General features: G+C 41.7%; 20 protein-coding genes and 1 pseudogene. 4 read left to right on the forward strand and 17 right to left on the reverse strand.

From position 1 onward, the window contains the following. From JMW94_RS06455 to fdx, 3 genes and pseudogenes are all read left to right on the forward strand, one after another. Nucleotides 1–114 (forward strand): annotated as a pseudogene (locus JMW94_RS06455) (IS5/IS1182 family transposase); the annotation flags it as partial. A gap of 224 nt (nucleotides 115–338) precedes the next feature. Next, nucleotides 339–2,219: a Fe-S protein assembly chaperone HscA gene (hscA, locus tag JMW94_RS06460; protein ID WP_201603241.1), complete on the forward strand. Its 1,881-nt coding sequence runs from the start codon at nucleotides 339–341 to the stop codon at nucleotides 2,217–2,219. A gap of 91 nt (nucleotides 2,220–2,310) precedes the next feature. Then, a complete protein-coding gene (gene fdx, locus JMW94_RS06465; protein ID WP_045445066.1) occupies nucleotides 2,311–2,649 on the forward strand; it encodes an ISC system 2Fe-2S type ferredoxin in 339 nt (112 codons plus the stop codon). 128 nt (nucleotides 2,650–2,777) lie between these two features. Here fdx and JMW94_RS06470 read toward each other — a convergent pair whose 3' ends face one another. The 5 genes from JMW94_RS06470 to JMW94_RS06490 form a co-directional block, all read right to left on the reverse strand. After that, on the reverse strand, nucleotides 2,778–4,055 hold the full coding sequence (locus JMW94_RS06470; RefSeq protein WP_227685440.1) for an adenylate/guanylate cyclase domain-containing protein: 1,278 nt from the start codon (nucleotides 4,053–4,055) through the stop codon (nucleotides 2,778–2,780). 659 nt (nucleotides 4,056–4,714) lie between these two features. After that, a complete protein-coding gene (locus JMW94_RS06475; protein ID WP_045445060.1) occupies nucleotides 4,715–5,146 on the reverse strand; it encodes an HIT domain-containing protein in 432 nt (143 codons plus the stop codon). 249 nt (nucleotides 5,147–5,395) lie between these two features. Then, nucleotides 5,396–9,169, reverse strand: a complete 3,774-nt coding sequence (gene mfd, locus JMW94_RS06480; RefSeq protein WP_201603247.1) for a transcription-repair coupling factor — start codon at nucleotides 9,167–9,169, stop codon at nucleotides 5,396–5,398. Nucleotides 9,170–9,389: 220 nt separating this feature from the next. After that, on the reverse strand, nucleotides 9,390–9,923 hold the full coding sequence (gene rraA, locus JMW94_RS06485) for a ribonuclease E activity regulator RraA (protein WP_045445213.1): 534 nt from the start codon (nucleotides 9,921–9,923) through the stop codon (nucleotides 9,390–9,392). 103 nt (nucleotides 9,924–10,026) lie between these two features. Continuing rightward, on the reverse strand, nucleotides 10,027–10,728 hold the full coding sequence (locus tag JMW94_RS06490; RefSeq protein WP_201553605.1) for an NAD-dependent epimerase/dehydratase family protein: 702 nt from the start codon (nucleotides 10,726–10,728) through the stop codon (nucleotides 10,027–10,029). 742 nt (nucleotides 10,729–11,470) lie between these two features. On the opposite strand from JMW94_RS06490, the gene rpsT reads away from it, so the two are divergent. Further along, nucleotides 11,471–11,737: a 30S ribosomal protein S20 gene (rpsT, locus tag JMW94_RS06495; protein ID WP_010200097.1), complete on the forward strand. Its 267-nt coding sequence runs from the start codon at nucleotides 11,471–11,473 to the stop codon at nucleotides 11,735–11,737. Between the two features lie 145 nt (nucleotides 11,738–11,882). On the opposite strand, the gene JMW94_RS06500 is transcribed toward rpsT, so the two are convergent. The 12 genes from JMW94_RS06500 to JMW94_RS06555 form a co-directional block, all read right to left on the reverse strand. After that, complete coding sequence (locus tag JMW94_RS06500) at nucleotides 11,883–12,719, reverse strand: histidine phosphatase family protein (RefSeq protein WP_060492173.1); 837 nt, start codon at nucleotides 12,717–12,719, stop codon at nucleotides 11,883–11,885. 184 nt (nucleotides 12,720–12,903) lie between these two features. Beyond that, nucleotides 12,904–13,701 carry a metallophosphoesterase gene (locus JMW94_RS06505; protein ID WP_227685441.1) on the reverse strand — a complete coding sequence of 266 codons (798 nt, stop codon included), beginning with the start codon at nucleotides 13,699–13,701 and terminating at the stop codon, nucleotides 12,904–12,906. Nucleotides 13,702–13,856: 155 nt separating this feature from the next. Continuing rightward, a complete protein-coding gene (pyrF, locus tag JMW94_RS06510; RefSeq protein WP_201603253.1) occupies nucleotides 13,857–14,555 on the reverse strand; it encodes an orotidine-5'-phosphate decarboxylase in 699 nt (232 codons plus the stop codon). A 74-nt stretch (nucleotides 14,556–14,629) separates the two neighbouring features. After that, entirely contained in the window at nucleotides 14,630–15,043 is a 414-nt protein-coding gene (locus JMW94_RS06515; RefSeq protein WP_201603256.1) for a lipopolysaccharide assembly protein LapA domain-containing protein, read from the reverse strand. Nucleotides 15,044–15,215: 172 nt separating this feature from the next. Next, nucleotides 15,216–15,521, reverse strand: a complete 306-nt coding sequence (locus JMW94_RS06520; RefSeq protein WP_045445047.1) for an integration host factor subunit beta — start codon at nucleotides 15,519–15,521, stop codon at nucleotides 15,216–15,218. A gap of 326 nt (nucleotides 15,522–15,847) precedes the next feature. Further along, nucleotides 15,848–17,539, reverse strand: a complete 1,692-nt coding sequence (rpsA, locus tag JMW94_RS06525; protein ID WP_055124414.1) for a 30S ribosomal protein S1 — start codon at nucleotides 17,537–17,539, stop codon at nucleotides 15,848–15,850. Between the two features lie 310 nt (nucleotides 17,540–17,849). Continuing rightward, nucleotides 17,850–18,632, reverse strand: a complete 783-nt coding sequence (cmk, locus tag JMW94_RS06530) for a (d)CMP kinase (RefSeq protein WP_201603259.1) — start codon at nucleotides 18,630–18,632, stop codon at nucleotides 17,850–17,852. A gap of 179 nt (nucleotides 18,633–18,811) precedes the next feature. Further along, the gene (gene tadA, locus JMW94_RS06535) at nucleotides 18,812–19,378 is read right to left on the reverse strand and encodes a tRNA adenosine(34) deaminase TadA (protein WP_201603262.1); all 567 of its coding nucleotides are present in this window, start codon (nucleotides 19,376–19,378) and stop codon (nucleotides 18,812–18,814) included. A gap of 12 nt (nucleotides 19,379–19,390) precedes the next feature. Next, nucleotides 19,391–20,128, reverse strand: coding sequence for a uracil-DNA glycosylase (locus tag JMW94_RS06540; RefSeq protein WP_201603265.1), 738 nt, complete (start codon nucleotides 20,126–20,128; stop codon nucleotides 19,391–19,393). Nucleotides 20,129–20,302: 174 nt separating this feature from the next. Continuing rightward, nucleotides 20,303–22,876 carry an ATP-dependent Clp protease ATP-binding subunit ClpA gene (gene clpA, locus JMW94_RS06545; protein ID WP_201603268.1) on the reverse strand — a complete coding sequence of 858 codons (2,574 nt, stop codon included), beginning with the start codon at nucleotides 22,874–22,876 and terminating at the stop codon, nucleotides 20,303–20,305. Between the two features lie 722 nt (nucleotides 22,877–23,598). Beyond that, on the reverse strand, nucleotides 23,599–24,006 hold the full coding sequence (locus JMW94_RS06550) for an ATP-dependent Clp protease adaptor ClpS (protein WP_087814601.1): 408 nt from the start codon (nucleotides 24,004–24,006) through the stop codon (nucleotides 23,599–23,601). A gap of 102 nt (nucleotides 24,007–24,108) precedes the next feature. After that, on the reverse strand, nucleotides 24,109–24,975 hold the full coding sequence (locus JMW94_RS06555) for a hypothetical protein (protein ID WP_045445038.1): 867 nt from the start codon (nucleotides 24,973–24,975) through the stop codon (nucleotides 24,109–24,111). Nucleotides 24,976–25,010 lie beyond the last annotated feature (35 nt).

Genomic DNA, 25,010 nt, shown 5'->3' on the forward strand with positions numbered 1-25,010 from the left:
AACTTCTTTGCCAAGATTAAGCAGTATCGTGCGATTGCCACTCGCTATGACAAGTTAGCCTGTCATTTCTTAAGTGCGGTTCATCTAGTTTCTTGTGTCGTTTGGCTTAATTGATGACACGCCCTAGCTTATGACGCTTATTTGAAAACTATATTATAAGCGATGGTTAAAATAGTCACAGCGATGCCGTATAATCCCTTATTTTAAGCACTTTTAATTGCTAAGTATCTTCGTTTTCACGTGCATACAACGCAGTTAAACTACAATAGTGCGCTTATCATATTTGTTTCATTTCACTTATTAATTTTATCTCTTTCATTTTATCTTTGAGTTATCTTATGTCTTTATTGCAAATTGCCGAACCCAATCAAAGCGCCCAACCCCATCAGCATCGTTTTGGCCTAGGAATTGATCTTGGTACTACGCGCTCATTGGTCGCGGTAGTACGCTCAGGCAAGGCGCAAGTCTTAGAGGCAAGCGCAGCTACCGATACCTTATTACCTTCTGTGGTCTATTATCCAAGTGTAGGTAAGCCCTTGGTTGGCTCTGATGCATTAGCTCACTTAGCGGATGATCCAAAAAATACGATCGTCTCGGCTAAGCGTTTTATGGGTCGTAGTCAAGCTGATATCAAATTCTCTCATCCTTATGAGTTAAGCGGCAGCAAAGATGACATGCCAGCATTTGTGACGGCTCAAGGTGACGTATCGCCTGTTGAAGTATCAGCACGTATTTTAGCAGCGCTTGAGCAACGGGCAGCGAGCGCATTGCCTGCAGACAGTATCGAGGGTGCGGTTATTACTGTCCCTGCTTATTTTGATGAAGCACAGCGGCAAGCGACCAAAGATGCAGCCCAAGCGGCTGGTATCAATGTGTTACGCCTGCTAAATGAGCCTACTGCTGCTGCTGTTGCCTATGGTCTTGACCAGTCAACGCAAAACAGCGATAAAGAAAGTTATTATTTAATTTACGATCTGGGTGGCGGTACTTTTGACGTTTCTATCTTAAAACTGACTGATGGCGTCTTTGAAGTACTGGCAACTGGCGGTAATAGTGCATTAGGTGGTGACGACATCGATCGTCTAATGACCAATTGGCTTATCAAACAATTAGCTATCGATCCTAAAGATGTGAGTCGTCATGACAAGTCAATACTGGCGCAACAAGCCAAAGCTTATAAGCAAGCATTGACTGACGATGAACAAGTTGATATCGATATTACTGTGAATGAGCAATCTTACCAAGGTGTGCTTCGCCGTACAGATTTGCTGGCTATTGCAGAGCCAGTTAGCCGCCGTACATTGAGCGTATGCGAACAAGTCCTGCGTGATGCCAAGCTTTCGAGTGCTGATCTAGACGAAGTGATTTTGGTCGGTGGCTCTACTCGTATGCCTGCTATACAACAAGTCGTGACGGAGTTTTTTGCCAAGCAACCACTTTGTCGTCTAAATCCAGATGAAGTCGTGGCTTTGGGTGCTGCCCAAACGGCGCATCAATTGGTCAATGGCGATAGTAATAACAACCTACTATTGTTAGACGTAACGCCGCTATCGCTTGGTCTTGAGACCATGGGTGGTTTAGTTGAAGTACTGATTCCACGTAATACGCCTATCCCTGTCAAAAAACGCCAAGTGTTTACCACCTATCAAGATGGTCAAACAGGCATGGTGATTCATGTGGTACAGGGCGAGCGCGAGACAGTAGATAACTGCCGTTCATTGGGTCGTTTTGAGCTATATGGTATCCCGCCGATGAAAGCTGGATTTGCTCGTATTGAAGTGACCTTTAGTATCGATGCGAATGGACAGCTAACCGTCAGTGCACAGGAAACCACAACCAAGACAGAAAGTAAGATTGAGATTGTGCCTTCTTATGGGTTATCAGATGAGCAAAAAGAGCAATTGCTCGTCGCAGGATTCAAGCATGCAGAAGAAGATAAAAATACACGTTCTTTAATCGAAACTAAAGTAGAAGCGGAGCGTGAAGTATTAGCGCTACAATCTGCCCTTAAAGAATTTGTAGCTTTATTGTCTTCTGAGGAGCAGCACTCATTGGCTGAGCAAATACAAGTATTGCAAACAACGCTCAGTACTGATGATTTGGCACTTATCGAGGCACAGCAAGCAAAGCTCAAGCCTCACAGTGATGCGTTTGCTGCCCGTATTATGAATCAAAGCGTCAAAGCCAGCATGGCAGGCACGAATGCCCAAGATTGGTAGCAGATACATTTAAAATGTGGCTTAGTCACCATACTAAGCTCATTTCTTATATTTTTATTCTTTTAATTGATTAGCACTGGAAAGACGATTTATGCCAAAAATTACCGTACTACCGCATCATGAAATTTGCCCTGAAGGCGCCGAAGTCGAGCTAGAAGCTGGCAGCAACTTATGTAAAGCGCTATTGGAAAAAGGCATTAAAATTGAACATGCATGTGAGATGTCAAAAGCCTGCACCACATGCCATGTGGTCGTCCGTAAAGGTTTTAATAGTTTAGATGAAATGGATGATATTGAAGCCGATTTATTGGATCGTGCTTGGGGATTAGAGCCTGACTCACGCCTATCTTGTCAGGTCATGCTCGATGATGAAGATTTAACCATTGAGATTCCTAAATATACGCTCAACCATGCAAAAGAAAACCACTAAACGCTAGAACACGTCCTAATATGAAAGTTTACTTCATTAGATAAAAAAGCCAGCTATCATAATAATAGCTGGCTTTTTTGCGCTTGATTTTATAAACATTATTTTTGGATGATTATTTATGACGATTGTCATTGATTGTCATTACGTTTGCTTGCTGCCGCTATGTCAGTTGCCACTTTTTCTTGCTCCTGCTCGACACGTTCAAGGGCAAAATTTAAGCGTGCTCTGATATCTTGATAATCATTATCCTTCATATCTTTAAAATTTAGATGCAAATTGAAACCTGGTAGTGTGTGATCAACCCACTTTGATAAATGACCTTTATACGTATCTGGATCCAGCACTTGCCATGCATTTACCTTGCTATCAAAACCCTTTAACTTAAACGCACCCGCATGCTGACAGTCATAATTATGACAGATATAATCGTAGGTACTCTCACTGACCAGTATCTCATCTTTACCAGCGCTTGACTCAAGTCTTGCCGCTAGATTGGCCTCTTTACCAATAAGAGTATAGCTTAGGCGATTATTACTACCAAAATTACCAACATGGCAGTAACCTGTGCTGATGCCAATACGGATGTACAACCCCTCAAAGCCCATCAATCGCCATTTCTGCCTCAAAGTTCGCATCTCGCGACGCATATCTATTGCCATTGCGATACAGTCTAAAGCATCTTGGCGCGCACCGCGACTATTTGGCTCACCAAAAAAACACACCATGCCATCACCAATAAACTTATCAAGTACGGCGCCATGCTTGTTTGCTATCAATGTCATACAATGCATATAAGTATTTAAGATATCAGCCAAATTGTCAGCGCTCAAACTATCTGACAATTCCGTAAAGCCAACGATATCTGAGAACATAATCGTCAGCTTAGCACGCTTATTAGCAACGGTAACTGGGCTATCAGATTTTACGATAGGCTCCCAAACTTGTGGAGGTATGAAGCGCGTCAACTTATTAATGACGGAGACCATCGTGCTTAAGCGCCCAACGGCCTGATGAGCACGAGTTTCATAACCAATATACTCTTGGTACACATGCCAAAACTGATACAGTATGACGATCATACTGGCTAATAATATTATTGGTGTGGTCCAGCCTTCATGGCAATCTATATCAGCACTGCTTAGAGTAACGCTAACATAATAGAAAACAATGACGGTTATTACAGAGACGGCAATCAGTTTTAAATGATTTTCAGGGCTACTGATAATAATTCTGAGTGCTATGAGCGCGGCTAAGCTAAGCGAAATAACCGTGCAAAACTGTATCGATCCAATAACTACCGATAGTAAAATGATAACAATATTAGACGTCCAAAAGCTTTTTTGGCGGCGATAGTTATAAATCAAAATCATTAAACTTGGCAGACAAACAATAACGAGCAGTGCCATTGAAGTAGGTCTAAAATTAAAATGTACAGCGAGGAGTATGACCGTGAGTATTAAAACGAAGACTTCTGGATAGTCAAATCGATAAATCCCTTCATTTTTTGAAGAGTGATTTGGTCTCAGCGTGTCTAAAAAAGGCATATGAAGTATTCGCTCACGTAAAACAGGCTATGTAAAAAATTAAAAGGCTTGAGGATAGCACACGCGTACTACCTGCCTCTATGCCAAGTTGTGTATAAAATTAATCAATGATTACATTATACTTTTTAAATGCAACAAAACCCATGTCACTGATAGCCAAAAGCCTACCACTCATCACTCATCTTGTCTTAATACGCTACTAAATCAGGATTATAAGACATATCGTTTGAGCCAAACACAAAAAATCCAGATAATATTTATCTGGATTTCAAATACTTAAAACCTATTAATATATAAAAATTAAGTCATGTAATAACCGAGCATAACGTTGGCACATAACCGTAAAACGACTAAGACACCAAAATAAAGCTTAACTTTAAACGTTTAGTCATTTTTCTAGTTATTTTGATGGGTCAATCGATGCTCAGTTAATTGATACCTAGTTAATCGAGGCCTAGCCAATAGAGTATCATTATCAATTTGCCAATCAACTTACCGACCTATTACTACTCAGGTATTTATTACATTTGCCAATCAAATGGCATTTGATGATGACCACGTAGCGCCATCATTAACGTCTGCTGCATCTGCGCCAACACTTCTTTAGTATAAGGAATAGCAGGAACGCCCCATACTGGATTTGGCCATTGCATGTCGTTTTGATAGCGAACGATATGATGAAAATGTAGCTGTGGTACTTGATTACCGAGTGCAGCTACATTCATTTTATCAGCTTGAAAGGTCTTGGCTAGCTGACTCGACAACCAGCTTGACTCACGTAAAAACTGTGTTTGATCGGCTTCAGATAACTCATATAACTCTTTGATACCTGATACGCGCGGCACTAATATTAACCAAGGAAACTGGCAATCATTGATTAAACGACAAGTCGATAATGGGAAATCACCCACTAAAAAGCTATCGGCAGCAAGTTTATGATGAAGTTGGAACATAATGACGGTTCTCTTGTTATGACACTCAGATAAAAGGAATATAAATCTAGAAAAGCAAAATTTAATTTACTAAAAAACAATAGGCTAAATATAGGATGTCGCTATTTTATCAGTTATCCGACCGATAAAATAGCGCTATGACTCATTGTCTTGACGTCCTACTTGAGCACTGGCTAGCTGACTTATTGAGCTGATTTAATCTACCTAAAATCATTGCTAAGCTCTCAAAATGCCGAAATGCCAAAACAACTACGCTGACTCTGCCACCATATGCTTACTAAAATAGCCTAATAATTCTTGAATCGCGGTGACGCGCTGTTGCGGCGTTGCCAGTTTATCAGCATCTTGATAACGAATACCAGAAGCACCGTTCATACGGTAGCGCTGTCCATTTGATTGAATCAACTTAATAATTGCCAAGGCATCGACTGGGGTATCAGGCGCAAACTCTAATGTCATGCTATTACTATTGGCATCAATCTTATTAATCTTTAGCGGCTCAGCTTGTATACGCAGTCCGTGGATGGCGAATAACTGCTTAGTTTGCTCTGGTAATGTACCAAAACGGTCAATCATTTCGGTACGAATATCAATCAATGCCTCTTTATCATCGGCATTACTGATGCGCTTATAAAACAACAAACGCTGATGGACATCATGTAGATATTCTTCTGGTATCAATGCTGAGCTATGCAGATTAATCTCACTAGTCAGCGACAACGGTGTGCTTAAATCAGGCTCTTTACCCGCTTTAATGGCTTTTGTTGCACGCTCCAGCATGTCCATATATAAACTGAAGCCAATCGCCTGCATATTACCACTTTGCTGCTTACCGAGTATCTCACCAGCACCGCGAATCTCTAAGTCTTCGCTAGCCAGCATAAAACCTGCACCCAGCGTATTGGCACGTTCAATCGCATGCAATCGGCGCTTAGCATCGCCTTTTAGACCTTTGATAGAAGGCACAAGTAGATAACAATACGCTTGATGATGACTACGACCGACACGACCACGCAGCTGATGTAATTGTGCCAAGCCAAACTTATCGGCGCGCTCAATGATGATAGTATTGGCATTGGGTACATCAATACCAGTCTCGATAATGGTGGAGCATATCAGTACGTTGAATTTTTTATGATAAAACTGCTGCATCACTTGCTCAAGTTGGCGCTCTTGCATTTGCCCGTGAGCAACCCCTACTCTCGCCTCAGGCACCAATTCACGTATGGTTTCTGCCATACGCTCAATGCTCGCCACATCATTATGTAATAAATAAACCTGCCCACCGCGCAATAACTCACGCAAGATGGCCTCTTTCATTAGAGCATCCGTTTTTTGCATGACGAAGGTTTTAATCGCCAAACGACGAGCAGGTGGCGTTGCAATAATCGACATGTCACGCATACCTGAGAGCGCCATATTGAGCGTTCTAGGGATCGGTGTCGCTGTCATCGACATACTATCCACATCAGTCTGAATCGCCTTGATACGCTCTTTATGGCGCACACCAAAGCGATGTTCTTCATCGACAATCATCAAACCTAAATTAGAGAATTTCACATCAGGTTGTAACAGTTTATGGGTACCGATGACGATATCGACTTTACCTGCTGCTAAATCTGTCAACACCGTTTCTTGGTGCTTTTTGCCACCAAAGCGTGAGAGCGTCTCGATACGCACTGGCCAATCGGCAAAACGGTCGCGGAAATTGTCTTCATGCTGACCGGCCAGCAAGGTCGTCGGCACTAGCACCGCCACCTGATAACCTGCGCTGACGGCAATGAATGCTGCCCGCATAGCCACTTCTGTTTTACCAAAACCCACATCACCACAGATGAGCCGATCCATTGGTTGGTTTTGTCGCATGTCTTCCATCACCGCATGAATGGCATTGGCTTGATCCGGCGTTTCTTCAAAAGCAAATTGACTAGCAAACAGCTCATACTGTGACGCATCTATTTTAAAATGAATACCGACTTTAGCCTCACGACGCGCCTGCATATTAAGCAGTTCAGCCGCCACGTCATGGATTTGCTCAAGCGCTTTTTGCTTAGCTTTATCCCATTTGCCGCTACCGATTTTGTGCAATGGCGCAAGCGCTGGATCACCGCCACTATAACGGTTAATCATTTGCAAATTAGCAACGGGCACATAAATACTGGCATCATCGGCATATTTTAAGTGAATAAACTCTTGCTCGCCATCACCCACATCTAACGTAATCAGCCCATTGTAACGCCCAATACCATGCTCGATATGCACCACTGGGCTGCATTCGGTTATTTCAGTAACACTTTTAACCAAAAACTCTTCAGACACCCCGCTTTGACGACGACGGCGTGTTTGCAATACTTGGCGACCAAATAACTGCGTCTCACTAATCAATACTAAACGTTCAGGAACATATACCCCACGTTCAATGGGCGCAACGGTTAAACCAACCTGTGGCAGCTTATTACCTTTCACATTGTTGGTTTTGTCCGCTGCTAGAAACGCTGCAAAGCTGTCATAAGCCTTAATGTCAATCTTGCCTTTGAACAGCTCAATAAGAATCTCACGACGACCAGCTGTTTCAGCAACGATCAATACTGGCGTCGCTGTTTGCGCTTGTAACGCTAAAAACTCTAATAGCTGGGTAAGAGGCTCAGCCTTTTGGTGATTAACGGTCAATTGTGGCGGCTCTAGCGCACTGAGCGTCACCAAGCCTTGTTGCTTACTCGGCGCAAGCGGCAGTTGTGGCTGTGAATCTGACTGCTCTTCAACTTCCAGCAATGAACCATCTGCTAACAATGAAGCATCTTCCAATAACGAATCATCGCTGTCAATCGCAGCAACATCCGTCATGCTAGCCAGCTCATTGCGCGCACTGAGAATCACCCGTGGATAACGATTAAGATGCGCGTTTAAGGTATTTGATAGCAAATATAACCATTCAGGGGCGACAATAGGTTTATCGATATCATGACGGCGCTCTTCATAACGGCGCTGAATTTGTGACCAGTAATCTACCTGTTTTTCATTAATCAGTTCATCAGTGATAAAAAGCGCATCGCTTGGTAAATAAGCGAACAAACTACTTTCAGCTTCCCACTCTTTTATATCAAAAAACAATGGTTGGTAGTATTCAAGTCCGCTACTAGCGATACCTGCCATTACGTCTTTATGTAGCTCAAACTTGCGGCTGCTCGCATTAGGGAACATCGTGGCGAAGTTGGTACGAAACGTCTCACGCCCTTCATCAAGCGGGAACTCTTTGGCTGGTAGTATTTGAAATTGTTCGATAGGTTTTGAGATATCTGGCAGCTTGTGTAGCAGTGATAGTGACTCTTTGCCCATACTACTATCGTTGCCGCTCATCATTGTTTTGAGGTCATCAACGGTCAATGTCCGCTGGGTTTGCGGATTAAAAAAACGAATGGTCTCAATCTCATCATCAAACAAATCTAAACGTAGTGGGAACGGCTGACCCATGGCAAAGATATCAATGATGCTGCCACGTACCGCGAATTCACCCGGCTCAAATACATTCTCAACGGCGCGGTAGCCTGCCTTTGCCAGCAATCCGCGCTGGGTATTGATATCAAATCGATCACCAACGCTCAAATCAAAATGCTGCCCAATCAACCAGCTTGGCGGTGCTACACGATGCATTAATGCTTGTACAGATATCAATAGCACACCTGAAGTTGGCATATCGGTTAATAGATTGATACGCTCACTAACAATATCTTGATGCGGTGACAGCTCATCATAGGTCAACGTCTCCCAATCGGGGAACACATAAGCATCGACGCCGCAAAATGCCAATTCCGTCTCTATTTGATTGAGCTGGTTTTGGTCACGCGTCACCACAACTTTTAATCGGTCGGCAACATTCCATAGCGGTGTTTGCACCAGACTTGCTAGCCACAAACTGCTGACTGCACCATGCACAGGTGCCAGCCAACGCCGCTCGGCATTCTGGATAGGAAACAACTGCTGGTTAATTGGTTCAAACGCGTCAGTCAAAGCAGTGATAGGCATAAAGAGTAGGATCAATGTTAAGAGTCAGAGAGCTATTATACGAATATTTCAGCAATTACCAAAATTTATGCCGTAACGGTTTGTCACTTAGCATTTTTGTTAAAAAACCAATAGACAAATAGTTGATAAAGATTATATTCGTATATAAAGACAGGATGATTAAATGTAAAAACCTCAACGGCTAAGCTGAGGTTTTTGAGTGCTATTTATTAAGCTAGTGTTAAATTAATGGCTTGTCGCTAGCGATAATACCGTTATTGTCTGCGTAGACAAACATACCAGAATTTAGTGTTAAATCACCAAAGCTAATTTCAATATCCGTTTGACCTTCATCGCGGCGATTGGATTTACGCGGAATGCAACCAAGTGCCATCACACCGATGTCCATTGCTGCCATATCATCAACATCACGGACGCAGCCGTATACGATAACCCCCGCCCAGCCATTATCAATCGCTGACTGCGCAATCATGTCGCCTAGCAGCGCACAACGCATTGAACCACCACCGTCAACCACCAATACTTTGCCATTGCCATCTTTGTCTTTACCATCGCTATTTAGCAATGATTTGACGCGACTATTGTCTTCGAAGCATTTCACCGTCACAATTTCACCGCAGAATTTCTTTTTGCCGCCAAAGCTATGAAAAGACTTACCTTCGATATTAGGCAAACACACCTGCGACTCAGGATTGGCATCCAATAAATCACAGGTCACAAAGTTTTCTTTATCCATCGTTATTGATTCTGGCATGTCTGACATAGTGACGCTCCTTGTTATGTATAATTGGTTATTCATGACTGATTATTTATGACTGGGGCTTAGTTTTAATTGTTCTTTCAACTGAATACTTAGGCTATTTTTTAACTTTAGTCATCGCTAGCATTTGCTTATTTTCGATGATATCAGTGGTTTGGATAGCAGGTTCAGTACGGTATTTATTACGCTGATAAACATCATGCGCACTCATCGCCATGGCAATGGCAACGCGTTTGGCGGAAATGGGATGCAGTGACAATGATTCTGAGACCAAGGGCGATATCAGCTGAAAGGCTTTTTGACCAATACTTTCAAGCGGACGACCTTTATGCTTGCCAAGTAACAAGGATGGACGGAAAATAACTAGCTGCGTAAAACCTAGCGCCATAATAGACTGTTCAGTTTCAGCTTTTACGCGATTGTATAAAAACCGACTATGAATATCAGCATTCATGGATGATAACAAAAAGAAATTTTCAACACCTTTATCTTGGCACAGTTTGGCAAAATTGACATTATAATCATGATCAACCTTTCTAAAGGCCTCGTCGCTACCAGCCTGCTTCTTAGTCGTACCAAGACAGCTAAAAGCGTCCGTCTTTCGATCAACACCAACACTGGCAAATATTTCAGCCAAATTATCAAAATCATTAACCTGATAAAAACGCATGCTGGTATTGATATAGCGTGGCGGACGCCTTGCAATCACAATTAACGTGTCATAAAGCTCACTAAGCTGTTTGACAAGATGCTGTCCGACCAATCCTGTCGCGCCAATTACAATTGCTTTTCGCTGCATAGCCAATCCATTTATAGTGTGTTGGAAAATAGATGATAATGAAAAATCTGATTTTAAAGCCTATCACCAAAGCTTTTCATCTTAGGGCGTATCCTCATTTTAAAAATGGTGATAAAAATGAGATAAATTGCCGCCAAATAAAAAAAGTAGCGCAGATACTATCGGAATAGTAAACAGTATCAAGATATTAAACAGCTATTTGACATTGTTTTTTAACATTGTTTGGCAAGATTCAGCCATTTTTAGACCATTTAGATGTCCATCGATTGAATTGAGGACATGCCCTAGTATCATACCTAAATTAACGCATAACTGAGGGTATTCTATAGAATTTATTGTAAGAGATTTTATCGGCTAAGCGATTTATTCACTCATAAGCGGTTTTTAGTGCAACAATATTGATAAATATTTCAAGAAACAGTTGAGCAGAGACACAAAAAACTGTCGTATATATGATCACACAACTTCTTTAAGCATTAATCATCAAATATATTGTTCTAAGGGCGATAATTTGCTAAGATAACCGGCTTTACACGTTAACGCTGTTTAATTATTCCAAACAGTTTTGACGCTTGCGATGCTCTATTGCTAATTTAGGTGCCTTTAATAACAGATAGGTACTTTAATATTAGACATCGACATCATGTTTGGCGAGACGGCTGCTCGTTACCGATGATGGTTAAACCCTTTTTTATTATAATCCACATTCATATTTTTATCTGTCTTTATCAAGGAGATTCGCGTGGCTAATACTGCACAAGCTCGTAAACGCGCCCGTCAAAACACCAAACGTCGTCAGAACTCTGCGTCACAACGCTCTATGGTTCGTACTTACTTAAAACGTGTTGATGCGGCTATCGCAGCTAAAGATTATGACGCGGCTACCGAAGCTTACAAAAAAGCGGTACCAGTTCTTGATCGTATGGCTGACAAAGGTATTATTCATAAGAATAAAGCTGCTCGTCGTAAGAGCCGCCTGAACAAAACCATCAAAGGCCTACAAGCTTAAGATTGTTAACGTTTAGACCATATCTCGCCTTTATAGCGTGATGACTAAAACCTTGTTACTAGTTCTAATACTGGGGCAAGGTTTTTTTATGTCTGATTGAAAAATGAGTAGTAATCTATTAAACAGTATCTAGATTAAATAGTATTTAGATCCATTTTACTTCTGGTGGTAAGAGCAATGTATTAGGATGAAAGCCGGCAGCACGGTAGTCTTCTAATAAAGTATGAATCGGGCGCACATACACTTCACCGCGCCAAACGAAGTGTGCACTGGCTTGTTCAAACGGCTTATCATCAAACCACAAAAACACGCCTTCCATCATCTTTGGCCAATCATTCCAATCAATCTCGACCACATCAAACATCACTGCTAAAAAAGCAGACAATAAAGTATCATGACTAACAGCAAGCATGAGATGCCCTTGCTGCGGTTGATGCTGATAAAACAAAGATAGAATATCGAGACCGCCTTGGTAAGCGTTTTTGGTACCTTCAAGATTGCCTTGCAAAAATCGATTGATAAAGTTGAGCACGCCAATTTCTTTAAATACTGGATTTGCTATTTCAGGCTCAGTCACTAAGCTACCAGGCTCGACCAACAATGACTGATGATTAATATCACGTTGTAGTCCCGCACCTGCTTGCATCAGCTGCGCCGTGTCAATACAGCGTCCAATCGGACTTGAGATACTATCTACATCAAGCGAGTACGGTAAATGCCCTGCCAACCAACGCCCCCACGACTTCGCTAGTACTCGACCTTTAGGTGTTAGTGGTAATTGATAACTGGCAAAACCATTGCCATCAGAGCGTTCACGTAAGGAATGTCTGGTAAATAAAATAAGCCGTTTATCTTCAGGCAATAAGCTGACTGAGGAAATCATACTATCAGGCAAGTGCGAAGGCGCCGGAGCACTTGGAGTATGACTCGCAAGCTTTTCAGCAGACAGTTTTGAGGGATTGTTATTGAGATATTTGCTCATGGTAGCAAGCGTAGCAGATTTTTTGATATGAATGAACAAAATATCAGTTCAATTGTAATATTGCTTACGAGTCTAGGCGGTTAGACTTTAAAATAAGCGCTATTTTATATTCACTATTTTAAAAAATACGAATCAAGGTGACAAATAACTAAAAAGATATTTACTTTCAAGAGGCTAAAATTACTTAGCCGATATCAATGACTTTGTCCCACGCAAATGCTAATGCAGTGCTGCTCACCTCATTTGGATACGCACGTGGATTGACAATGATTCGTGTATTACCAATACGGTAATCAAATGCTTCGTGTGTATGTCCATGCACCCATAGTATTGGCGCCCAATCTTCATGCATCCAGCCAGACAAATCACTGACAAAAGCTGCGTTACTTGGTAGATTCGCATACTTCTCAGAAACCGATAATGGACTGATACTATGATGACTCATCACAACAGTTTTTTTGCCAAGTGTTTTGGCGGTGATCAATGCTTGCTTTAACCATTGACGCTGCTTAGCATGGATTTGCATCGATACTTCAGGTGAAAAAAGCTCGCCTCCAGCATAGATTTGTTTATAGTCACGCATAAAGCGCATAGCAGCAGCTATAGTATCTTCATTGGCCTGATATTGGTAATCTGTCCATAAAGTACAACCTAGGATACGTATGTCACCAATATCAATATGTTGACACTGTAGAAAACGGACGCCTTGCTGCGACTGGGCGTTATAATTATCCCAAGTCGCCAGCTTTTTATCAAAATGTAGTACATCTTCATTAAAGTATTCATGATTGCCAGCTATCGTAATCACAGGCACTTGCAAACGTGCTGCCTGCTCTTGTAGCCATGGCATACCACTATCGCTGTTGGCAGTATCGCCCGCAACTAATACCACGTCTGCATCAGTTTTGGGAATATGCCCTAGCGGATGTGACTGACGCGCATAACTGTCAATATGTAAGTCACTTAAAATCTGTAATTTCATAAGTTCTAATATCATTAAATAAACGTAAATAGTTTAGCACTTTTTGATATACCCGCAAAAATTAAAAAAAGACAGCGGATTAGGCTGTCTTTTTTATCATGCTGACACTATAAAATGCTAAACGCTTTTTAAATATCTAAATATTTTATAAGTATCTAAATACCTCGGAGTATCTTTTGTAATTTAGCCGCAGGATCTGCTGCCTGAGTAATTGAACGACCAATCACCAAATAATCAGAACCATCATCTAACGCCTGTTTTGGCGTGCAAATACGCTTTTGATCATCTGCATTGTCGTCTAGCAAGCGAATACCAGGAGTTACTAACTTAAAGTCTTCAACACATAATACTTTAAGTAATTTTGCTTCCTGGGCCGAGCAAACCACACCATCAAGACCCGCTTGCTTGGTTAATTGTGCCAATCGACTCACTTGCGCATCTAGACCATCGGTAATACCTGTTTGCATCAATGCTTGATTATCCATAGAGGTCAGCACGGTGACGGCTATCAGCAAGGTATCAAAGTTACCGTCTAACAAGCGCTGTTTAGCCAATGACATCGCCTCTAAGCCCGCGCTGGCATGCACATTCACCATCCATACGCCGAGCTCAGCTGCCGCTAGTACCGCTTGAGCGGTAGTATTAGGAATATCATGGAATTTCAAGTCTAGAAATACGTCAAAATTACGCTGATGTAGCGCCTTAACTATCTCAGGACCACAGCGAGTAAATAGCTCTTTACCCACTTTTAAGCGGCATGATGTTGGATCTAACTGATCAGCTAATGCTATCGATGCCTCCATCGTCATATTATCTAAGGCAACGATGACTGGGGAGTTCATTGTATTATTCATGGTTCTACCATATCTATATCAGAATTATCAAAACACTATATATGGACTGCTCATAGATCAGTACAAAATATAATTTAGTCTCGTTTTTGTTTGGTAAGTGTCGCGCCTTCATCTACAGTAAGTACTTCTGCGTCTTGCACTTGCACATTGGTCGCTGTCGAACCATAAACAGCCTCTTCCACCGTTGGTGCAGTTGCTTGGCGATCAATGACAGCGTTGGCTTGTGTCAGTTGTGCTTGCAAATTCACATTCACTTTTTGCAAACGCGAGATTTCCCACTTATTCTGTAAGACACGGAAGATAAGCAGTGCCAACAAGATGCCAATAACAATACCAAGCATGAGGCATAAAATCAGCAGCAATCCTAGATTCATCGTCGGTGCTTGCGAGAATAATAAATTTACGCCAACTTCGGTATTATTTGCCAACACCAAACCAAGTGAATAAGCAAAGCTCAAAAACAGCAATACAAATAGTAAAAAGCGCATGAGACATCTACCTCGATTTGAAATGTCGTTAGTGTTTTAAAAATAGCACTCTAAAACCTTCATCAACCCACACATTTATATGCTTATAAACTCACTAGTGATAAGTTCTAGAAAAGGTGGCTGGCAAGCACTCTTGTTGGCAATTTTACCCAATAAATACTTTATAACACACTTAACTATTTGCTACTGTATCATTGACTGCTTCACGTAATGCTTTACCTGGTTTAAAGTGCGGTATCGCTTTGGCTGGTACAGGTACGCTTTCTCCTGTCTTAGGATTTCGACCCATACGGGCACGACGATGGTGCAGACAAAAACTGCCAAAACCACGAACTTCTACGCGTCCATCATTGGCTAACGTATCGGTCATCAAGTTTAATATTTCACGTACTGCATCATCGACTACAGTATCAGTCATATTGTCACAGTTCGCACTTAAATTACTAATAAATTCGGACTTGTTAATCGCTTGCTGCATTATTACGCTTGCCTTGTTGATTAATGGATAAGATGACTGTGAATTGAACCATCATTTTCGATAGCTGGTTACTTTTAAGACAAGCCATACATCAAGATCATAAGGGTAAATAGCCATTCACTAAAATAATCTCAGTGTCTTAAATAAGTAATAATTCACATCTCGTTACTCAATGTTGCAAATGATAGCGGATATTACGGTAAATGGAAATAAGAGTTTGCCTGTTTGAGCAAAAACCTCATTGATTAATAGTACACTTAAAATTTAAGCAAAAAAAAAGCGACCATAGTCGCTTCTTTTATAATCTTATATCAATAACGTGCAGCTTACTGCATTTGCTCTTTGATCAAGTCACCAATTGTTTTTGGCTGTGCATCAGAACTGGCAGTAGTACTAGTCGTGCTAGTGCTGCTTAGCTCTTTAATCGCTTGACGCTCTTCAGCTTCGTCTTTCGCTTTGATAGACAAGTTGATGTTGCGAGTTTTACGATCAACACTGATGATTTTAGCTTCAACGTCATCACCAACGCTCAAATGCTTAGTCGCATCTTCAACGCGATCACGTTGAATTTCAGAGGCACGTAGATACGCTTCAACTTCGTCAGCAAGCTCGATAGTAGCGCCTTTAGCATCTACTTCTTTTACTTTACCATTAACGATAGCACCGCGGTCATTGTTGACTAGGTATTCGTTGAATGGATCAGAGCTTAACTGCTTCACGCCTAGGCTGATACGGTTTGCTTCTGCATCTACTGACAATACCATTGCTTCAACGGTGTCGCCTTTATTGTAGTTACGGATAGCGTCTTCGCCAGTTTCGTTCCAAGAGATATCAGATAGATGAACAAGACCATCAATACCACCGTCTAGACCGATAAAGATACCGAAGTCAGTGATTGATTTGATCGTACCAGTGATTTTATCACCGCGCTCATGTTTCTTATCAAACTCATCCCATGGGTTAGCAAGAGTTTGTTTGATACCTAAGCTGATACGACGACGTTCTTCATCGATATCAAGAATCATTACTTCAACTTCATCGCCCACTTGAACAACTTTTGATGGGTGGATGTTTTTGTTGGTATGATCCATTTCTGACACGTGTACTAGACCTTCAATACCTTCAGAAATCTCAGCGAAACAACCATAATCAGTTAAGTTGGTGACGCGTGCTTTAACCACACTACCTACTGGGTATGTGCCGCCAACGTTATCCCAAGGATCAGTACCAAGTTGTTTTAGACCTAGGCTAACGCGATTGCGCTCACGGTCAAACTTCAATACTTTAACTTTTAGGTCTTGACCAACTTCAACAACTTCAGATGGATGCTTGATACGGCGCCATGCCATGTCAGTGATGTGCAATAGACCATCGATACCACCTAGATCAACGAATGCGCCGTAATCAGTAAGGTTCTTAACGATACCTTCGATCTCGATGCCTTCTTCAAGCTTGTTCAATAGCTCTTCGCGCTCAGCTGAATTTTCAGCTTCCATAACTGCACGACGGCTAACAACAACGTTGTTGCGCTTTTGATCAAGTTTGATGACTTTGAACTCTAGCTCTTTGCCTTCAAGATGCGTGGTGTCACGGATAGGACGAACATCTACCAATGAACCTGGTAGGAACGCACGTACTGAACCGATATCTACAGTGAAACCGCCTTTAACTTTGCTTGAGATGATACCTTTTACGATTTCATCATTATCAGCGATTTTTTCAAGGAAGTTCCAAGTTTCAACACGTTTGGCTTTTTCACGTGAAAGCAAGGTTTGACCCATGCCGTTATCAACCGCTTCGACCACGACATCAACGCTATCGCCAACTTCAACTTCAAGTTCGCCTTCTTCGCTTAAAAACTCTTCACGAGCGACGATACCTTCAGATTTCAGACCAGTATCAACAGTGATCCAGTCGTTATCAATGGCCACAACAGTACCAGTGATAACCGAGCCACGCTCGATATCCAGACCTGTTTCTTCGATGCTCGCTTCAAATAGTTCAGCAAATGATTCCATTATGTCTACCTTTGTATAGCCGTATCCTGTCCAGCACAGTACGGATCAAATTTATGATTGCATAAAACGAGAATACTGGTTTTATATCCCATACAATCATATATAAAAACGTTTGTTGTTAGTAAGCACATAACTTATTAAACTCACTAGCAACAACTGTCTTATATTGCAATGCCTTATACTTTCAAATCTCTATAATTTAGAAAGAATATTTTTATCACTCTCTAGAGATTATTAGCGTCTACTACTGTGATTTTATACTAAAATCAAGCGTATAGGAAACTTTTTCATACTTACTAACTTGTTTTTATTAACTATTAAAGAAAATACCTTTATCCTGACAATGTCTTTTCACTTGTGAATAAACTGCATCAGCATCTAAGTTAGAGCTATCTAGTAGTAGAGCATCTTCTGCAGGCTTTGATGGTGCAGTCGACCGATTCTCATCACGATCATCACGAGCTTTAATTGTCGCTAAAATCGCGTCAAAATCTGCCGTCTGACCAGCATTTATTAACTGTGTTACGCGGCGCTCGGCACGCGCTTCAGCACTGGCAGTCAAATACACTTTTACATCCGCATCTGGGAACACAACCGTCCCCATATCGCGACCATCAGCGACCAATCCAGAACGAGTTGCCATATCTTGTTGCAACTTTAGTAATGCTTGACGAACTTTTGGAAATACTGCTACTTGTGATGCATAGCCGCCCACGGTTTCATTACGAACCTGCTCACCAACCGCCTCACCATTCACTAAAACATCAACACGTCCTGATGCATTGTTAGGTACAAAAGCAATCTCTAGGCGCTGCGTTAGTGCTAATACAGCCATCTCGTCAATGGCTTGGCTTCCGTCTGCCGCAACTAATCCCGCTTCAAATGCTTTGAGTCCAACGATACGATACAGAGCACCTGAATCAAGCAGTTGATAATTCAATGCTTGGGCCAAACGCCACGTCACCGTACCTTTACCTGCCCCACTTGGTCCATCAATGCAGATAACTGGATAGCGCAACACTGGCGCTTGGTTATCATTACTGCCAGCACCAAAGTTATCAAGTATAGCGTTATCAGCTGTAGAAACGGTCATAATACTCACTTAATAGTAGACGATACTGATACGGCTTAGTGCATGCTAGCTGCAGAACAATATTTACTTATTTATCAAACGCTTGACAATTAATTCATCATTTCGTCATCAAATAGGGCGATATTATAGCAAAGAAACCTACCCATCACTAGCAGCAAGACTGATATCTTGTTAATTGCTTATATTGTCTTTCTTTTTGCCGCTTTTCGTCGTTCACGGAAAAAGGTCTTAAGCATCTGGCTGCTATGCTCACGACATAAGCCATTATGTACTTCGATAGCATGATTATAAAAAGGCTGCATCGGTAAATTTATTTGACTACCAACCATACCCGCTCGTGGCTCGCTTGCTGCATAAACCAATCTATCTACCCGCGCATGAATGAGGGCTCCGATACACATCGTACAAGGCTCTAAGGTAACGTATAACGTTGTCTGTAATGGTAAACGATAGTTTTTTAAGCGCGCACACGCTTCTCTTAATGCGACAATCTCGGCATGAGCGGTCGCATCGTGACGACCAATTGGTTCGTTAAATCCTTGACCAATAATCTGCTGATCGTGTACCAGTATCGCTCCTACCGGCACTTCTCCACGCTCAGCACCTTGCCTAGCAAGTTTAAGAGCTATGTTCATCCAGCTCATATCTTGAAGTGACCAAAATGTGCTGGCTTGCATATCTTCAATAACTAACTGACTATTTGCGGTTGGATGTGGCTTCAAGCTTATATTTTGTTTATATTTCATTTATTTTGACAACTATTGCGGTAATTGCCAATCGATAGGCGTTTGCCCATACTGTACCAGATAATCATTGGTCTTAGAAAACGGCTTGGAACCAAAGAATCCACCACGATTGGCAGCAAGTGGTGATGGGTGTACAGCGGTGAGAATAAGATGCTTATCAGTATTGATATATTTGCCTTTTTTCTGTGCTTTACTGCCCCACAATATGAATACGGTATGTTCTGTTTGTTCATTAACCACATCAATCACCGCATCGGTAAACTGCTCCCAACCTTTATTTTGATGACTATTTGGCTCACTTTCTCGCACGGTCAGAGAGCTATTTAATAGCAAAACTCCTTGCTGCGCCCAGTAAGTCAGGTCGCCATGTTTTGAGGGTGCGATACCAACGTCACTTGCCATCTCTTTTAACAAATTATTGAGTGAGGGGGGCTTTGGAATGGCTTTGGGCACTGAAAATGATAAGCCCATTGCCTGCCCTGGTCCATGATAAGGATCTTGACCTAGTATCACGACTTTAACTTGTGATAAAGGGGTCAGGTTTAACGCGTTAAATATTAAGGGTGCTGGCGGATAGATACTGTTTTCTGATTGATAGGCTTCTTTTAAAAACGCACGCAAGTCGTCCATATTGTTAGAAGTTAACTCGTTTGCTAACGCCGTTTTCCAATCTTCTGGCAAGCGCACATTGTCTAAAATAGCCTGCTTTTGCGCTGGCGTTTTTGGCGTTTGTCCATCGAATAATTCCATAGTATGTCCTGTTATATTTGTTATTAATTAGATAAATATCGAATGGGGGGCGTGAACTAATCTCGCACATGAAAGCTAGTGATTTCATACTTGATGTTGTTATGAATTATAGCAATAAAAAAACGGCTACCACAGTAACATGGTAACCGTTGTTATTACATTAGTAGCAAAAACTTAGCTGGCGAGTGACTCAGAGTCTGGATGTGGCTCATGAGTCTCAACGACCGTCAAGATAATACGACTATCTGCTGATCCTTTATCTGTAGACTTATAATCCGTCTTACCACTGTACTTATCAAGCTTAACAGAATCACCATCTTGCTCATCATTAGCTTCAGGCTCTAAGGTAAGATGTACTACCCCACCATTGACCAAATCACCAAACAAAATCATACTTGCCAATGACTTTTTGATCTCATCTTGAATCAGACGCTGCATTGGGCGTGCACCCATTAGGCGATCATAGCCTTTGTTAGCCAAGTAATCGCGTACTTCGTCATCAATCTCTAAGGTGACTTGTTTATCATCAAGCTGGACTTGTAGCTCAACCAAGAATTTATCAACCACAGATACCACCACGGAGGTATCTAATGGGTTAAATTGAATGATGGCATCTAAACGGTTACGGAACTCTGGCGTAAAGACACGTTTGAGCGACTCTGTATTATCACGGCTATGGTCTTGCTGAGTAAAGCCCATTGAAGAGCGGCTAATACTATCAGCACCGACGTTGGTCGTCATAATCACAATGACTTGCTTAAAAATAGCCACACGACCATTGTTATCAGTCAACGTACCATGGTCCATGACTTGCAGTAACAAGTTGAAGACATCAGGGTGCGCTTTTTCAATCTCATCAAGCAATAACACACAATGTGGATGTTGATTGATTTTTTCAGTCAACAAACCACCTTGATCATAACCGACATAGCCAGGAGGCGCACCAATCAGACGTGAAGCAGTATGGGCTTCCATATATTCTGACATATCAAAACGAACCAGTTCTACGCCTAACAAATTTGCCAATTGACGTGAAACTTCGGTTTTACCCACCCCAGTAGGACCGGCAAACATGAAGGAACCAATTGGCTTATCTGGTGCTTTGAGACCGGCACGCGATAGCTTAATGGCATCGGCTAAGGTTTCAATTGCCTCATCTTGACCAAACACTAAGTGTTTAAGATCACGATCTAAGTGCTGAAGAATACTCTTATCATCACTCGATACTGACTTGGGAGGAATACGTGCAAGCTTGGCAACAATCGCTTCAATATCTGCCACATCGATTTTCATCGGTGGGTTTTTCTTAGCTTTGGCACTTTTTGACTCACTGAACGATTTGGCACGATCATTGGCTTTTGCAGTTTCTGCTTCATCCTGCATTTCGCTATCGCTATACGTGTCGCCATCGAGACCCTCAACATCGGCATCAATCTGAGCATCAAAATCTTGCTCTATATCCGCAATGAAGCTTTCTTCTGCATCAATATCATCAGCATCAGGAATCACGCCTAAACGCTTATAGGCACCTGCTTCGTCAATCACATCAATCGCTTTATCTGGTAAAAAACGCTCGTGAATATGCTTAGCAGATAATTGAACGGCGGTGACCAACGCTTCATCGGTATATTCGACGTTATGAAATTCCTCATAACGAGGCTTCAGACCGCGCAAAATATCAATTGTATCGTCGACACTCGGCTCTTTGACATCAATCTTCTGGAAGCGACGTGACAGTGCATGGTCTTTTTCAAACACTTGACGGTATTCGGTAAAGGTAGTTGATCCGATACAGCGCAGCTCACCATTAGCAAGTGCTGGCTTAATCAAATTTGATACGTCCATATTGCTACTCATTGACGACCCTGCGCCAATAATCATATGAATCTCATCAATAAACAAGATTGCATTGGGCTTTTTCTTTAGCGCATCAAGCAGTGACTTCATGCGTTTTTCGAAATCACCACGGTATTTAGTACCAGCGATTAATGAGCCGATATCAAGGCTATAAATCACGCAGCCATTCAATGGTTTCGGTGCTTTATCATTAATAATCAACCACGCCAAACCTTCAGCGATAGAGGTCTTACCAACACCAGGCTCACCAACCAATAACGGGTTATTTTTACGGCGACGACATAATACTTGCGCGGCGCGCTCAATTTCAGGGCCACGTCCAATTAATGGATCCGTCTTACCTTCAGCCGCACGCTGGTTTAGGTTGGTCGCAAACTCAACCAAGGGATCTTTACTGGTTTTTTCTGAGGCACTACGGCGTTCACCCGTCATAGAAGCACGTGGCTCAGATGGCTCGTCTTTATCTTGACCATGCGATAAGTATTGGGTCAACTCAAGACGACTAATACCCTGCTTTTTGAGCAAATAAACGGCATAAGTATCGTGCTCTGAAAACATAGATACTAAAATATCTGAGCCTTCAACAAGGCGACCACCACCAATAGATTGCACATGGAAAATAGCACGCTGTAGAATACGATCAAAGCTTTGGGTTGGCTGCGGTGACTGCTCGGTGTCTGCGTCTACCGTTGGCGTATGCTTATTGATATAAGCTTCTAACTCGGTACGCAGCGTTGAAACATTGGCATTACAGGCAGTTAATGTATTGGCAGCGTGAGTATTCTCTAATAACGCCAATAACAGATGCTCAACAGTGAGGTACTCATGCGATTTTTGGCGCGCAAGTGTCATTGCTAAACGCAAAGAAACTTCAAGATGACGACTTAACATAACGACTTCCTACGGTTATACCTATCTTTATAATTGATAGCTTTATGAATGAGTTAGTAAGTAAATCAGGGCGACAGATGGATTGTTCAAGGGCTAAATCTGTATTATCAAAAGACAGCGCTAAATGATATTGACCATGTATTACTCAAGTAGCAGTGCTATCTACTTATCACCAATTAAGCGTTTTGATCACTCATACTTGCTTTTCTTTATCTCAACACGATACTTAAGAAGAGTCAATCTATTAACACAGACTAAAATGTATCAAGGCGTACTGCGCATCAATATTTATAGTAAAGAAATAGGATGAAAGCTTCAAAAGCTGAGCAAATAAAGGAGAAATCGGTAATAGAATAATAAATGAGAGAGTGAAGGATACAAGTGACTTTTTTAAGCCATCAGCTGATTAAATTATAGAAAAATTCAAGTTAATAGGATGACTAGAAAATGATACGAGTGCAGCAATCATTTCTATAAAATTTAGACAGCTGTTTGATGTGATGACTTAATATAGATAAGGGTATATTAAAGAAAAATCAAGGTTAGGACATTTTTATAATAAGGAATTTATGAGTGACTGCTTGGATACAGAGTACCTATCAAGCTCACAATGAGCGGTTTTTAGAGCTTGACAGGGTTTCTAAACGATAAAACCATTGGAAATAATAAGATAAAAACACGAAAAGAAGATAAAACTTTAAATTCATATTTACGCTATTTTCTTATTCGCCTTGATGTGGCTCAATCTGGGTCAATAATGGATAGCCTTCACGATGTGCCAGACTGTTTACCTTTTTGGCTTTGGTCTCAGCGATATCTTTAGGATAGATACCAGCAATGCCTTTGCTACTGTTATGAATCGTCAGCATCACTTCGACTGCCGAATCCATACTATGACGAAATTCAGACTGTAAAATATAAACAACGAACTCCATCGGCGTATAATTATCATTATACATAACGACTGCATACATAGGCGGCTTAGCCACTTCTGGCTCTGCTACCAGTACATCTGCTTGTGGCGAGGTCTCACCGTCCGTATCGCCATCTTGTGCACGATGAGCAGGTATGGTTGGAAAGTGCCAATCAGCAACAGTTGGCAACGCTTGCAATAGGGTTTGTTTTATCATAATTGGCATACAAATTAATGGTTATATTTATAACAGAATAAAGAGCGCTAACAGAGGTTGGCAAATGCAATGCTTATTATAGCGCTCTTAAATATGAATAGATTAAGGCTCAATCGGACTTTCGTCGACTTCAGGTAAATCTAAAAGTGATAGCGGCATATTATCAACTCGGTCGCCAAGCTTCCAATCATAGAGCTGCTCTACTTGTTGTCCGCCAGCTTGTAAGCTAAGTTTGACTTGTAACGGTTTAAAGCCTGATGGCATCATGAAACGACCACGAATACGAACGATACCTTCAATAGTATAAACTGGAGGATCTAGCGGCACCTCTACAAAATCATCGTCATTGAGCAACGTCAACGTTGGCTTTAGGCGTTTGGCTTTGCCATCGCTAGCAAGCATGCCTATATCGAAACCATATTCGAAGGCATTTTCAGGTAACGGCTCAATCTTTGCCGCTATTACCTGTAAAGGCATGCCGCCTTTGTCACGAAGGACATCAGCATATAATTCATTCAGTTGAGAGACTTGTCTATTCTCAACCGTTAATTCTTGCTGGTTTTCACGCAACTCTTTGATGTTAGCCAAGCTAATCGCCAGCTCCTGCTTAGCAGTAGCCGCTTGATTGGCCGCTATTTTATGACTAAGACGCAAATCTTCAAGCGCTTCTGTTGCCTCAGTGCTATTGATCATCGCTTGCTTGGTTTCAGTTTGCATAGAATGAAAGCCACGCTGATATCCTAATTTATGACCGAATATCAATCCAACAATGGCAGTCACCAATATGACAACGACAAAGAGAGCCAACACCAATGTGGATGCCCCTTGTTGGGTACCACCTACCTTAGTTACTGAACTAGCATTGGTTTTAAGAGAATGCGGACTACGCTCTAAATGATACAAATCAGAGTCTTTGCACGATGAAAGTGCGGGCTGTGAGCAAAAGCGTCGTACAAGCTTGACACGCATTTAGACAATATCTCTTAACAGTAATGGCAATATTA

The organism is Psychrobacter immobilis, from assembly GCF_904846185.1.
In the GTDB taxonomy this organism is placed as follows: domain Bacteria; phylum Pseudomonadota; class Gammaproteobacteria; order Pseudomonadales; family Moraxellaceae; genus Psychrobacter; species Psychrobacter immobilis_B.